Here is a 13,459-nt window from a genome sequence, read left to right on the forward strand (position 1 = left end):
GCGCCGCAAATTTGAAATTAAAAATTTGCGGCGCTTTATTTTGTTTATTGTTGAAAACCATTATTCTTATTACTGTATAAAAATCCAAATGAATTTGAAGATAAATATTGCACCCTTCCAATTTGGTTATTCCACCAAATTCCAACAAAAGAAAAAGGAAGACTGCACTTGGCAATCTCCCTTTTCTAGTAACTATCAAATCTATTCAATTTATTTCGACCTTGAAACGAGCATAATCAAATAACATAATAAACCGAATAGAAGTGTAATTAATAACGAGTGCATCAATGATACGAATAAGTGTAGTTTCAACAGGACTACAAGCATGCCGGCAATCACTTGTAAAATGACAAGTGAAAGAGCGATTGTCCAGCCCCAGAAAATGATCCGCTGATTCTTGTAGTTTCTGATAACATGGATGGCAATATAGGCAATCCAAATTACGAAGATCAGCACGGCAAAACGGTGACCCATCTGAACCCACTCATACATATTGTACGGCATCGTCATTGGCTGATCATTACGGCAGAACGGCCAGTCCGGGCAAACAAGACTCGCTTCGGTATGACGTACAAGAGCCCCTGTATAAACAACTATATATGAATATAAAGTAACGCAAATAGTATGTATTTTTAATTTCCTGCTCATGTACAATCGATCGGCATCAAACTTTTTGTCGACTTCAAATACAATCAAGGTAAGCAGCAGTACAGCCGCAAATGAGATCAATGAAATCCCGAAATGTAACGCTAAAATAAAGTCACCTTGTCCCCATAATACTTGGGCAGCCCCAATGAGTGCCTGAAGAGCAAGGAAAAATAATGCCAAAAATCCTAAAAGCTTAACTTCCCGAATATGACCTAGTGCACGCCATGTCCAAATAACGAGTATAAGGATAAAGATGGACACTGACCCTGTTACAAGACGGTGAGAAAATTCAATTAATACTTCTGTCGTAATTTCTTTCGGTATTAATGATCCGTTACAGTCAGGCCAGTTTCTTCCACAACCCAAACCGCTGTCGGTCTTTGTAACTAGTGCTCCACCTTGAAGGATGAGCAACATGCCGAGGGTAGACAAAACAGCAAACCATTTTAGAAATCTGTAATATTTTTTTTGCATAAAATGAGCTCACCTACTTTAATTTTCGCTTCGCTACAAAAAGCGTCTCTAATTGTAGATAATAGCGAATATATCTGAAAAATACAACAGTATTAAGGATTGGATTGTAAACGCAACCATTTTTTCACAAATTGTTCATAAATTCGTCTCCTTACATTCACAAATATTGGTAAAAAATACATTACTATATAGTTGTTGATATAGATTTCTGCATGTTTCGTCAAGTTTGACATGAAGTAGTTTGAAATTTCATGAAACGTCTAGAAATCCTATCCAAATTTAGATATAGTTATGTTAACGGAATATGCTTACAAATTTGAAAGGAGAAGTAAGTTATTGGACCCTTTTACCAAAATCCCGTCGAACTATAGATTATTTTAGCACAGTTATTCTTTAAGTTTTCTTGCACTTATAAGATAGAAATCGGTACTTCACATTAATGAATACTTAAAGAAGAATTGAAGTTTTCTAGATTTTTTGCTTATTTTTCTAGCAAAATAGTATAAACTAGAAGTTGGTAGTAGAATGGGATATAAGTAAAAATGTCTCAGTAATTTCAAAATCCTACTTATAGCGTAAGCGGATTTTTGTAACCGATAGCAGTGACTGCTGTCAGTATGTGAGGACTTATAATTTTCTGAGCCAAGTGAAACTTTACTCAAATATATTAGGAATTTTCCAATCGATCTGTATTACTTAACCCGATTTGAAGAACAGAAGACTAATCCATATTTGATTATAAAGGGAAGCAGCTAGTAGTGAGGCTGAAAAATCGGGATTCTTTCCAGTACAGTAATGCGCTGTACAAGAATTCACATAGACATAACCGCAGTCATGGTTACACATGAAAATACAACAAAGAAAGAGGGGTTTATTAAGCTATGATGAAAGGGCTTAAAAAATGGCGTTTATTCTCGTTATTAACAGTAATGACAGTATTCCTTTCAGCATGTGGTGAAGAGTATATCTCGACGCTTCGTCCATCTGGTCAGGTCGGTAAAGAGCAATTAAACATCTTATATTTATCCATAGCTATTATGGCGTTAGTCGTTATTGTCGTATCGACAATTTATTTAGTTGCTTTCTTTAAATTCCGCCGTTCAAAAGTTGGCGAAGACCATATGCCGAAGCAAGTGGAAGGCAGCCATACTTTAGAGGTAATTTGGACAGTTATTCCAATTATTTTATTATTAGTCTTAGCTGTTCCAACGCTGCACTATACGTATAAATTTTCAAACGTTGCTGCAATGGACGAAGTAGACGAAAGCGGTAACAATACTGCACTTACAGTAAATGTTACGGCAAAGTTATACTGGTGGGAGTTTGAATATCCAAATCAAGGAATTATTACAGCACAGGAACTGGTTGTGCCTACTGGAGAAAAAGTATACTTCAATTTAATCGCATCTGATGTTAAGCACTCATTCTGGATTCCGGCTATTGGCGGTAAGATGGATACGAACGTTGATGGTATCAACAAATTCTATTTACAGTTTGATAGAGAATCAGCCGGTTTAAATGATGGTGAAGGCGTATTCTATGGTAAATGTGCGGAGTTATGTGGTCCTTCACATGCTTTAATGGACTTCAAAGTAAAAGCACTTGAGCCGGACGCGTTCGACGCATGGGTGACTGCAATGCAGGCAACTGAAGGCGCTACAGCGGATAAAGAGTCGTCTGATTTAGGTGAAGCGACTTTCGCGAACTCGTGCTTAGGATGTCACGCAGTATCCGGAGTGGCAGGCAACGGATTAGGACCTAACTTAACAACTTTCGGCGACCGTAACCGTGTTGCTGGTTTCATGGAGCATACAGTTGAAAACACGACTGAATGGATTGTTGATCCAGAACCGTATAAACCAGGTAATACAATGACAGGTAAATACGATGTTACTCGGGAAGAAGCCCAGGCGATTGCCGAGTATTTAATGACATTATCAGTTGAAAAGTAATTAACACATTAGAGAGAAACATTGAAGGAGGTTAAAGGTGTGAGCTCTGTTACACAGAAAAAGGGCTTTGGAGCACATGTATGGGACTATTTAACAACGGTCGATCATAAAAAGATCGCTATCATGTATTTAGCAGCCGGTACTCTGTTCTTCGCAATTGCAGGATTTGAAGCGTTACTGATGCGTATTCAATTAATGTTCCCTGAAAGTACGTTCATTTCTGCAGGCCTATTTAACGAACTATTAACAATGCACGGCACAACGATGCTATTCTTAGCAGCAACACCAATAATATTTGCCTTTATGAATGCGGTCGTACCACTTCAAATTGGTGCACGCGACGTTGCATTCCCGTTCTTAAACTCATTAGGATTTTGGCTGTTCTTTATTGGTGCCGTATTCCTTCACCTATCATTCTTTTTAGGTGGAGCACCTGATGCAGGTTGGACTTCATATGCATCATTATCTTTATATTCACCGGGCCATGGTATCGATTTCTATATTCTTGGTCTGCAAATCTCGGGTGCAGGTACGCTGATTTCAGGTATCAACTTCATCGTAACAATTATTACGATGCGTGCACCGGGTATGACGTTCATGCGTATGCCTTTATTCACTTGGACGACTTTAGTAGCAAGTTCACTAATTTTATTCGCATTCCCTCCGCTTACTGGCGGACTGTTCTTAATGTTGGTTGACCGTATGTTTGGGGCAAACTTCTTTGATCATACAATGGGTGGTAATACAATTATTTGGGAGCACTTATTCTGGATTTTCGGTCACCCTGAAGTATACATTTTAGTATTGCCGGCATTCGGTTTATTCTCGGAAATTATTCCGGTTTTCGCTCGTAAACGTTTATTCGGATACTCTTCAATGGTATTCGCTACGATTTTAATCGGTTTCCTAGGGTTCATGGTATGGGCTCACCATATGTTCACAGTTGGTTTAGGTGCTACTGCGAACGCAATTTTCGCTGTTGCTACAATGGCGATCGCTGTTCCGACAGGGATGAAAGTATTCAACTGGATTCTTACAATTTGGGGCGGTTCGATTAAAGTTACAGTACCAATGCTTTATGCACTTGGATTTATCCCGTCATTCGTTGCTGGTGGGGTTACAGGGGTAATGCAGGCAACTGCACCACTTGACTATCAGCTGCATGATTCTTACTTTATCGTTGCTCACTTCCACTACGTAATTGTAGGTGGTATCGTAACAGGTTTATTCGGTTCAGCGCATTTCTACTGGCCGATTATGTTCAACCGTGCACTCAACCCTAAACTGGGAATGATTACTTTCTGGATGTTCTTTATCGGGTTCCACTTAACATTCTTCATCCAGCATTTCCTAGGATTAATGGGTATGCCTCGTCGTGTATTCACTTACATGGAAGGTCAAGGTTGGGATTTATTCAACTTTATCTCGTCAATCGGTGCTATTATGATGGGAATCGGGGTAGTATTATTAGTAATCGATGCAATATTATCGATCAAATCAGAACCGGTTAACCGCCGTGATTACTGGGGCGATGGTCGTTCACTTGAGTGGGCGCTTGAAACACCGCTGCCATTCTATAACTTTAAACAAACACCACTTATTCGTGGTTATGACCCTTACTGGATTGAAAAAGAAGAGGGCAACAAAGAAGGTATGGTGTATGCTGAGCCGTTAGGTGAAATCCATATGCCAAACAATTCAATTTTGCCGTTCATTATGTCAATCGGAATGATGATTGCCGCATTTGGTGCTCTATACAGCCCGTGGGGAGATCAGGTACAGGCTGGTACAGCTACTGGAACAACTCCCGCAATCTCATTAGCATTGATTATTGGTGGTCTTGGATTAACAATTGCATGTATGATCATCCGTTCGTTCAAAGACGATTTAGGATTCCATGTAACAGTTCCGGAAATTGAACAAGTGGAAGCGGATTTAGCTCACTACCGTGCAACAGGTAATAAAGGGGGTATCAAGTAATGGATCTTAATCAAAAATTTACTCCACAAACTTGGCCGAAACACCCTGAACAAGCTACTCTGGAAGGGAAAAACAAGTTAGTTGGACTTTGGATTTTCCTGGCATCGGATACAGTATTATTCGCGAGTGTATTTGCTACATATATCGCGCTTAAAGATAGCGGTCCGGCAGGGATGGAATTCGCAGCTAAGGATCTTTATGAATTACCGTTGGCGTTTGTGATGACAATGTTATTATTAACATCTTCATTAACTTCCGTATATGCGATGTACCATATGAGAAACTTTAACTATTCCGGTGTCCGTACTTGGATGGGAATTACAGTTTTATTAGGCTTAGGTTTCCTTGCACTGGAAATCTATGAATTCCAGCACTATGTACACATCGGGTTTGGTTATACACAATCGGCATTCTCTTCTGCGTTCTTTACGCTCGTAGGGATGCACGGTTTACACGTTATTATCGGTTTAGTCTGGATTACGGGATTAATCATCCGCAATAGTAGCCGTGGATTGAACTTATACAACGCGCCGAAGTTCTTTGCAGCTTCACTGTACTGGCACTTCATTGACGTTGTATGGGTATTCATTTTCACAGTAGTCTATCTGATGGGAGTGGTTGGATAAAATGGGACACGAAACTCATGTAGAAGTACGTACTCAGGCACAATTCGAATATGACAGAGAACATGCCAAAGCGCATATGCGTAAACAAGTAGTAAACTTTGCGATCATGATTTTCCTGACTTTTATCGCATTTGCCGCTGTACTGGCTGATTTTGCTCCGACATTTATCATTCCGATTATTTTATTATTGGCTGGAGTACAAGTAGTACTGCAACTTTATGCTTTTATGCACTTGGAAGATCGCACAACCCATATGGTTGGTGTAATTGAGTTCTTCATCTGGAGTGCAGCCTTCATCGCGTTCACGTTCTTCCTGGCGTTTACGACAATTATCTGGTGGGGGAACTAATCGCATAACAATTGACGTCCTTAGCAAATGCTGGGGACGTTTTTTGTTTTTTTAACAGGGATAGATTTACATACATTAAAATCAGGTAGCATATTCGGGTTAAACGGGGCTTGAAGGAGAGGAGAAGGAAAACTTTGGCTTCATTGTAAGTAATGGATAATCTAACCTGTATATAATATATATGTTTGATTCAAGCAATTGTCATAGTTCTTTCATTGATGTTGGGGAAATTGCCATCTATAATAAAGTGATAGTACAATTAGTGATTTTTATCTACCACTAAAATAGAAGCAACACTAGCTGAAGCCGTCACGTCCTGTGACAACGACAAAGCTTGTGTGACCAACATCGTGTTTATCCGAACCAATCCGGCTTTTACTACCCGCTAATGCGGGATAAAATTACTGATGTTTAAAGGAGCATGGTCATATGCCAATAAGTATATTCGGTTTTCAAGCATTATGGAGCCCATATTTATTCGGGTGTTTACTACTTGTAACGGCGTTCTATTTTTTACTGACTGTTACATGGCGAGAGAAGTTTAAATTGAGTGAACCGTTAAAAAAGAGTGAAGCAGCTTATTTTGTATTAGGAATCATTTCTTTTTATATAATTAAAGGATCTCCAATTGATTTGCTTGGTCATATTATGTTTACGATGCATATGACGCAAATGGCGTTTTTACTATTATTAGTGCCGATATTCTTTATTAAAGGAATTCCTTGGTGGGTTTGGAAAGTAGTTGTGGAAGCACCGGTTATGCGAACAATTTTTAAGATTTTCACAAAACCGCTCGTTTCTATCATCGTCTTTATTGGCTTATTTTCGGTCTATCATTTACCATCTGTATTTGACACGATTAAATTAAACGAAATATACCACCTGGCATATACAGCGCTTCTGTTTATTTCTGCTATTTTTATGTATTGGCCATTATTGAATAATGTTGATGGACAGCATGAAATGAAGAATATGAATAAATTGGCGTATATTGCATCGAATGCCGTGTTAATCACACCAGCTTGTGCGCTTATTATATTTGCTTCGAACCCGATGTACGGTACATACAGTGATAGTGATATGTGGCTGAAGGCGATGGAATTATGTGTTCCTTCCTCTACATTATCAGGGCTTACATTATCTGGTCCGGAGTTGTTCTCAAGCATGGATTTATTGAGCGATCAGCAAGTCGGTGGAGTTTTGATGAAAATCATTCAGGAAATTATATTCGGCGTTATTTTATTTAAAATTTTCCGTAAGTGGTGGAATACAGAGCGTTCGAATCAGCAGGAAATTACAGATAATGCTTTAAAAGAATTTCAAAACAGAACACAGTACTAAATAGAGATATTAAACTGTGTAAAAATGGAGCAATCAACATACTGATGTTGTTCATATTGATTATTAAGTAAGAATGGAGATTTGCAAATGAATTTACCTATATTACCCACAATAAGCACGACGTTTATTGTCCTTAGTGCAGTGCTCGTAGCGATTGGCTGGGTATTGATCGCAAAGAAAAATGTGGAAGCACATCGGAAAGTAATGCTGGCAGCTGGTGTTTCGGCATTGGCATTCTTTATTATTTATGTATCACGTACTGTGTTCATCGGCAATACGGCCTTCGGTGGACCGGATGAGCTGAAAATATATTACACAATCTTTTTAGTTTTCCATATTACATTAGCGACAGTGGGTGCAGTATTTGGTCTGACAAGTATAATTTCAGGTCTTAAATCCAATCTGAAATTACACCGCAAAATTGGTGCGATTACAAGTATTATCTGGTTCTTCGTAGCGATTACGGGAGTTATTGTATATTCACTGCTTTATGTTATTTATGAAGGCGGCGAAACGACATCCGTTTTTAAGGCAATTTTAGGATTTTAAGTTTGAAGGCTTCCTATATTTTAATATAGGGAGCTTTTTTGGCAAATTAAAAAAGCTGGGTTGGGTTGCCAGCTTTTAAAGGGATTAAATACCGTATGCTGATAGCTCTCGGCGAACATCTGCCAGTACTTTTTCACATTCTTTTACAAGATGTCCCGGGAATACCTCATCTGTGTATTCAACACCGTGTGGATAATAGTATTTTCCAATTGCAGGTTTGTTGATATTTAAAGTTGCATTATGTGCACCTACATCACCTGATACTGCATTACAAAAAACACGTAAATAAAAACGACCTTCACGTACATCATAGCAGCGGTCAAATGTCATTCGGTCATAGTCCCAAGCACCGTGGCACTCTAAACCGAATTTGCCCATTACTGTCGTTAAAACTTCTTGATCAACTTTAACATGTTCGAGTTGTGTGTTTTCAAAATACATTTCTTTATCCTCCCTTTGCCTATCGTACATAAGTTTACGGTCAATTCTAATAATAGAACAAAATGGTAATTGATGCAATGACAACATTGTGTCATAGAGTCCATAATTGGTATAATTATACTACCTAAAATAATGGTGGAGGATTTTAATGAAAGTTTTATTTCGCATATTAATTATTGCAACTTGCATCGGGATTGTCGTTTATTATTCAAATGAAGAGACCTCTCAAACGGAATTACTTGAAGGTCCGCCGAGTATTACGAAACCGGTAGTCGAACCCGAACCTGCCATACCGGCTGAACAGTATCTTCCACGACCTGCTACAGGTATTTCAACATTAATAGGAAAAACATCTAAGGAAGTATTGGAAACCTACAGTACTCCGAAGCGAATCGATCCATCGGAATATGGGTATGAATGGTGGATTTATGATACAGACAATGGACTGTTGATGGTGAGTATGAAGGAAGATCGAGTAAATCAGATTTATACAAATAATAGTAAATTTGATATAGCACCGTTTATAATCGGAGAGCCATTGGACGATATTTACCGTTCGACAGTATTGGGGCAGGAAATAACGGTGGAGCTCGAGGATAATATTTATATTTTTGCAATGAATGAACAAGATTTACATAATCGTATTTTAGTAAAATATGAGAATCTGTATGCGCAATTATACATAGATGATGAAACGAACCAATTATACAGTGTCCGTTTTCTGGATGGGGAAACACTCGTATTGCATAAGCCGTATGAAATGCAATTTATAGGGGAGCTTTATGAAGCGAGTACTCCTTCCAGCTATATACAAATTGATATTAATTTGGCGAACAGGAGACAGTTGACGGATTTGGCCAATTCCCTGCGTATGCAATATGGTTTGCCAGCCTTACTCCCTTCTGATACGCTCGCTTCGTTGGCGGATTATAATAGTGAACATATGTTTTTGGAAATGATGGATTCTCAAGTGACTGATGATGATTATAAGATTGAAGACCATTTGAATGAAATGCAGCAGAGTTATGAGCGGCGTGGTATCAATGTGGCAACAAACTATAAAGATGCCATAGAGGTAATTCATGGCTGGATGAACTCGAAAGAACATCGGACATTGCTTACAGATGAGGAATTTACGCATATCGGTTCCGGGGCTTTCATGAATTACTATACACAGCTGTACGTGAAACAAAAATAAAAATAAATTAAAAATTAACGCTGCGATATGTAGCGTTTTTTTTTTGTCTTCATAAAGTATGGTAAGGAGTGAAACTGTGCAAATTGGAGAATTGATCAAAGATTGGCCGTGCACTATGAAGGGCTCCATTAGAGTAGAAATAAAACGAGTGGAAGACGATGCGAACCTTATTCAGCCTGGAGATGCTTTTATCGCCAGGAAGGGAAAGAAATCGAATGGTATTTCGTATATTGATAGCGCTTTGGAAAAAGGCGCAGCAGCAATTGTGGTAGATGATGAAAATTACTTTAATGAAGCCGATTTACCTGTACCGATTATTTGGGTACCGAATTGTTTAAGTTTTATCGCCTATGCGAGTGCAAAAATTTATAATTTTCCCGCAGAAGCATTAACCGTGATTGCAGTAACAGGCACAAACGGCAAAACAACTGTTACGCATTTTATCGGACAAATTTTAAACCAATTGGATCAGCGGACTATGGTAATCGGTACGAACGGTGTTTTTATCGACCGTGAAAAATGTTATCCGGAAATGGAAGCATTGACAACATTACAGGCGAAAAATATTCAATTTTTGTTTAAAGAAGCAATCCGCCTTGATGTACCTTACGTTGTTCTGGAAGCTTCGTCCATTGGTCTGGAAAAACACCGTCTGGATCATTGCGATATTGATATCGGTATTTTCTTGAATGTAACAGAAGATCATATTGAAGACCATGGCAGTTTTGAACGCTACAAACTATCAAAGCAGATTTTATCGACCTTGGCGAAAAAAAATATTATCAACAGTGATGACAGTGTTTGTCGCTCCATTGGTTTAGCGACAAAAGGCAAGCGTATTTTTTTCGGCAAGGGAAGCCATGTCGACTACTTTTTCCAAACGCTTGTTGACGGACCGGCATCAACTACTTGCTGTATTCAGCATAAAAAAGAGAAGCATATAGTAAACATCCCGTTAGTAGGTGACTATCAATGCAGCAACGTGCTTGCAGCGATAAGCTGTGTTGCACAACTTGGTTTTCCGCTAACTGATATATGCAAAACAGTCGTAAATCTAGTACTGCCTGAAGGCCGGTTTGAGCATGTGAAAAACCAGTTAGGATTATCGATCGTCGTCGATTATGCCCATACACCGGATGCGATGAAAATGATTTTGCAAACTTTGAAAAAGCATACAAAGCGCAGGCTAATTGTCATGTTTAGCTGCGGTGGTAACCGAGACAAGGCAAAGCGTCCGAAAATGGGAATGATTGCCTCGATTTATGCGGACTATATAATTTTAACGACAGATAATGCGCGCGATGAAAACCCCCAGCAGATCAATAAACAGATCCGTGAAGGCTTCTCTTCCTCACAGGAGCATATTGAATGCCTCAACCGAAAAGAAGCGATTGAGCATGCACTTAATTATGCGGAAGAAGGCGATACAATCGTACTTTTAGGAAAAGGTCATGAAAAAACACAGCAAATAGGAGACAAACAAAAATATTTTTCCGATTTAGTATTTGTTCGGGAAATGGTAAGACAATTGGAAAAACGCCGGTTGAACAATCATTGATTTTCCCTTCAATTCTGTTATGATAAAGTGAGATTGGAGGAATAAACAATGCTCATGACTTCTGATTGGGTTTTTATTTTAGATGAGGTCGATGAATTAAATGCGATGATCCTTTCCTCTGAGCAAGCCGAAAACCTTCGCCTTGCGAAAAAGGCAGTTTACGAGGATGCGGAATTAAGCGCACAGATTATGGCCTTTCAACGATTAAAAGACCAATATGAGGATGTACAACGCTTTGGCAAATATCATCCTGATTACAATATAATTATGAAAAAAATTCGAACAGAAAAGCGTCTGATCGATATGAATGAACAAATTGCTGCACTTAAAGTAGCCGAAAATGATTTTCAGGATTTACTTGATGAAATCAGCCTGCTTATCGGCCATTCCGTTTCGGAAGCTGTAAAAGTTCCGGTAAGCAATCCGTTTTTTGCGAGCAGTTCTTCTTGCGGCAGCGGATGCGGTACAGGCGGCGGTTGTTCGTGTTCAGCTTAATGTAATAAAAAAGGGGTTGGGACAGAATTAGTTCCAGTTTACGCAAAAAGAGAAATTGCACAATGCAATTTCTCTTTTTTGCGTTTTATAAAGAAAATATTGGAAGAGGTGTTATCCTCTTACCGCATACTTCCTTAAATTTGTGGCCATTAATGCCAAACCTATTTCGTTAGTAACTTTCGATTTTCCACGAACAGAAAATCGACGGAAACACAAATTAGCCTTCAAGAATCCAAAAACTGGTTCCACGTCGATTTTACGTCGACGATAAATGGCAGCCGTTTTTTCTTCTGAAAGCTTCACTCTTACTTCTTCTTTTTGTTTTTCCCATTTCTCATTAATCATGAGTCTACGATTTTTACCTTCTGCAGCTTTTGTACATTTTGTACGGAAAGGACACCCTGTACATTCCTCACATTCATAGATTTTAAATTCTCGTTGGAAACCCGATTTATCTGTACGAACAGAGTTATATTGGAATCGTAATCTCTTTTCATTTGGGCAAATGTAGACATCGTTTTCTTTCTCATACACCCAATTACTTGTCTTAAAAGGATCATTTTTATATTTTCGCTTCTGTTCGTTCAAGTATTGATTAAATGTAATGAGTGGAGTTCGTTTGCGTTTGTTAAGAATATCATGGTAATTCTGTTCACTGCCGTATCCGGCATCCGCTACAATATGTTTTGGTAACTCGAAATAATTTTCTTCAATTTGACTAAGAAATGGAATAAGTGTTTTCGTGTCTGTTGGATTTGGAAATACATCGTACGCGAGTGTATATTGACCTTCTGTAGCGATTTGTACATTATACCCTGGCTTCAATTGGCCGTTTTGCATATAGTCATCTTTCATCCGCATAAATGTTGCTTCATGATCCGTCTTTGAATAACTGTTACGTGTGCCAAACACTTCAAAATCTTTTTGGTATTTCTGCTTTCTTATGATCCAATCATGTACTTGTTTGAGGATTTGCTTCGGTGTTTTTCGTTCGCTACGTAATCTTTTTCGCTCAATGACATCTTCAGAATGTTCTATTTTGCTTGTATAGTCGTCGACTACTTCTTCTAGGTGATGTGCTACTTGAGTTAACTCTTCTATCGATAACTGCTCATCACTTTCACGTTTGATTTCAGGAATAATTTGATGTTCCAATAACTCATCGTAAAGTTTATTTGATTTTTCTACGAGGTTGGTATGATGTTTTTCCACTGATTTTTTCCAAACAAATGTGAACTTATTGGCATTTGCCTCAATCTTTGTGCCATCGATAAAAATCGCTTCTTGATCGATGAGTTTTTCTTCAACTAGCTGACAGCGGAATTGTACAAAACATTGGCGAATGAGTTCCTTCATATTGGGATGTACACGAAAACGGTTAATAGTGCGATAACTTGGTTCATATCCTTGGGCAAGCCACATCATACGGATACTGTCTCTTGTCAGATCCTCTATTTTTCTTCCTGAAAAAGTGGATTGTGTGTAACCGCATAAAATCAGCTTTAGCATCATACGTGGATGATATGATGGACAACCAGTATGGTGAATAAAAGGAGCGAAAGCTTCGTTCGGAATGCTTTCGACCAAATGATGGATAGAAAAGGCAATATCATTTTTATGTAACTTTACTTCTAAATCTAGCGGTAATATAATTTGATTCATGTTATAATCTTTAAACATAGGGACACTTCTTTCGTTTGAAATTTGGTTGTAGGATACTTAAATTTTAACAGAGAATGTCCTTTTTTCATGCCTGAAATTATGCAGAGATTTACTTGATATAGAAGAAAAATTAGTTGTTCGGAGTGAAGGCGGCGACTCCCAGGGGACAAGCACGTGGGAGAGACT

At 38.5% G+C, this 13,459-nt stretch carries 12 protein-coding genes; 9 read left to right on the forward strand and 3 right to left on the reverse strand.

Annotated features, from left to right (window positions below):
• Positions 1–210: 210 nt before the first annotated feature.
• Positions 211–1,122: a COX15/CtaA family protein gene (locus tag MKX73_RS11355; RefSeq protein WP_340717530.1), complete on the reverse strand. Its 912-nt coding sequence runs from the start codon at positions 1,120–1,122 to the stop codon at positions 211–213.
• A gap of 881 nt (positions 1,123–2,003) precedes the next feature.
• Here MKX73_RS11355 and coxB point away from each other — a divergent pair.
• The 6 genes from coxB to MKX73_RS11385 all read left to right on the forward strand — a co-directional run bounded on the left by coxB (position 2,004) and on the right by MKX73_RS11385 (position 7,919).
• On the forward strand, positions 2,004–3,074 hold the full coding sequence (gene coxB, locus MKX73_RS11360; protein WP_340717531.1) for a cytochrome c oxidase subunit II: 1,071 nt from the start codon (positions 2,004–2,006) through the stop codon (positions 3,072–3,074).
• A 39-nt stretch (positions 3,075–3,113) separates the two neighbouring features.
• Positions 3,114–5,054, forward strand: coding sequence for a cytochrome c oxidase subunit I (locus MKX73_RS11365; RefSeq protein WP_340717532.1), 1,941 nt, complete (start codon positions 3,114–3,116; stop codon positions 5,052–5,054).
• Positions 5,054–5,680 (forward strand): cytochrome (ubi)quinol oxidase subunit III, encoded by a 627-nt coding sequence (locus MKX73_RS11370; protein ID WP_340717533.1) that lies wholly within the window; start codon positions 5,054–5,056, stop codon positions 5,678–5,680. Before MKX73_RS11365 ends, MKX73_RS11370 begins: the two co-directional genes overlap by 1 nt.
• Before the next feature lies 1 nt (position 5,681).
• The gene (locus MKX73_RS11375) at positions 5,682–6,029 is read left to right on the forward strand and encodes a cytochrome C oxidase subunit IV family protein (RefSeq protein ID WP_251689544.1); all 348 of its coding nucleotides are present in this window, start codon (positions 5,682–5,684) and stop codon (positions 6,027–6,029) included.
• Between the two features lie 429 nt (positions 6,030–6,458).
• The gene (gene ctaG, locus MKX73_RS11380; RefSeq protein WP_340717534.1) at positions 6,459–7,370 is read left to right on the forward strand and encodes a cytochrome c oxidase assembly factor CtaG; all 912 of its coding nucleotides are present in this window, start codon (positions 6,459–6,461) and stop codon (positions 7,368–7,370) included.
• An 87-nt stretch (positions 7,371–7,457) separates the two neighbouring features.
• Entirely contained in the window at positions 7,458–7,919 is a 462-nt protein-coding gene (locus tag MKX73_RS11385; protein ID WP_079524966.1) for a DUF420 domain-containing protein, read from the forward strand.
• An 84-nt stretch (positions 7,920–8,003) separates the two neighbouring features.
• On the opposite strand, the gene MKX73_RS11390 is transcribed toward MKX73_RS11385, so the two are convergent.
• Positions 8,004–8,360, reverse strand: a complete 357-nt coding sequence (locus MKX73_RS11390) for a YugN family protein (RefSeq protein ID WP_008403436.1) — start codon at positions 8,358–8,360, stop codon at positions 8,004–8,006.
• 148 nt (positions 8,361–8,508) lie between these two features.
• On the opposite strand from MKX73_RS11390, the gene MKX73_RS11395 reads away from it, so the two are divergent.
• From MKX73_RS11395 to MKX73_RS11405, 3 genes are all read left to right on the forward strand, one after another.
• Positions 8,509–9,558, forward strand: coding sequence for a CAP domain-containing protein (locus MKX73_RS11395; protein WP_340717535.1), 1,050 nt, complete (start codon positions 8,509–8,511; stop codon positions 9,556–9,558).
• Between the two features lie 76 nt (positions 9,559–9,634).
• A complete protein-coding gene (locus MKX73_RS11400) occupies positions 9,635–11,116 on the forward strand; it encodes a UDP-N-acetylmuramoyl-L-alanyl-D-glutamate--2,6-diaminopimelate ligase (protein WP_340717536.1) in 1,482 nt (493 codons plus the stop codon).
• Between the two features lie 48 nt (positions 11,117–11,164).
• A complete protein-coding gene (locus MKX73_RS11405) occupies positions 11,165–11,611 on the forward strand; it encodes a YlbF family regulator (protein ID WP_008403432.1) in 447 nt (148 codons plus the stop codon).
• Between the two features lie 111 nt (positions 11,612–11,722).
• Here the strand turns inward: MKX73_RS11405 and MKX73_RS11410 are convergent, their stop codons facing one another.
• Positions 11,723–13,291 (reverse strand): IS1182 family transposase, encoded by a 1,569-nt coding sequence (locus tag MKX73_RS11410; RefSeq protein ID WP_340715958.1) that lies wholly within the window; start codon positions 13,289–13,291, stop codon positions 11,723–11,725.
• Positions 13,292–13,459: the final 168 nt, after the last annotated feature.

This window comes from Solibacillus sp. FSL W7-1436, from assembly GCF_038007305.1.
Taxonomy (GTDB): domain Bacteria; phylum Bacillota; class Bacilli; order Bacillales_A; family Planococcaceae; genus Solibacillus.

Excerpts from the sequence above, each read along its gene's own strand:
- ctaG (WP_340717534.1), top strand. The coding sequence starts at position 6,459 with ATGCCAATAAGTATATTCGGTTTTCAAGCATTATGGAGCCCATATTTA.
- MKX73_RS11385 (WP_079524966.1), top strand. The coding sequence starts at position 7,458 with ATGAATTTACCTATATTACCCACAATAAGCACGACGTTTATTGTCCTT.
- MKX73_RS11370 (WP_340717533.1), top strand. The coding sequence starts at position 5,054 with ATGGATCTTAATCAAAAATTTACTCCACAAACTTGGCCGAAACACCCT.
- MKX73_RS11395 (WP_340717535.1), top strand. The coding sequence starts at position 8,509 with ATGAAAGTTTTATTTCGCATATTAATTATTGCAACTTGCATCGGGATT.
- MKX73_RS11355 (WP_340717530.1), bottom strand. The coding sequence starts at position 1,122 with ATGCAAAAAAAATATTACAGATTTCTAAAATGGTTTGCTGTTTTGTCT.
- MKX73_RS11375 (WP_251689544.1), top strand. The coding sequence starts at position 5,682 with ATGGGACACGAAACTCATGTAGAAGTACGTACTCAGGCACAATTCGAA.
- coxB (WP_340717531.1), top strand. The coding sequence starts at position 2,004 with ATGATGAAAGGGCTTAAAAAATGGCGTTTATTCTCGTTATTAACAGTA.
- MKX73_RS11405 (WP_008403432.1), top strand. The coding sequence starts at position 11,165 with ATGCTCATGACTTCTGATTGGGTTTTTATTTTAGATGAGGTCGATGAA.
- MKX73_RS11390 (WP_008403436.1), bottom strand. The coding sequence starts at position 8,360 with ATGTATTTTGAAAACACACAACTCGAACATGTTAAAGTTGATCAAGAA.
- MKX73_RS11410 (WP_340715958.1), bottom strand. The coding sequence starts at position 13,291 with ATGTTTAAAGATTATAACATGAATCAAATTATATTACCGCTAGATTTA.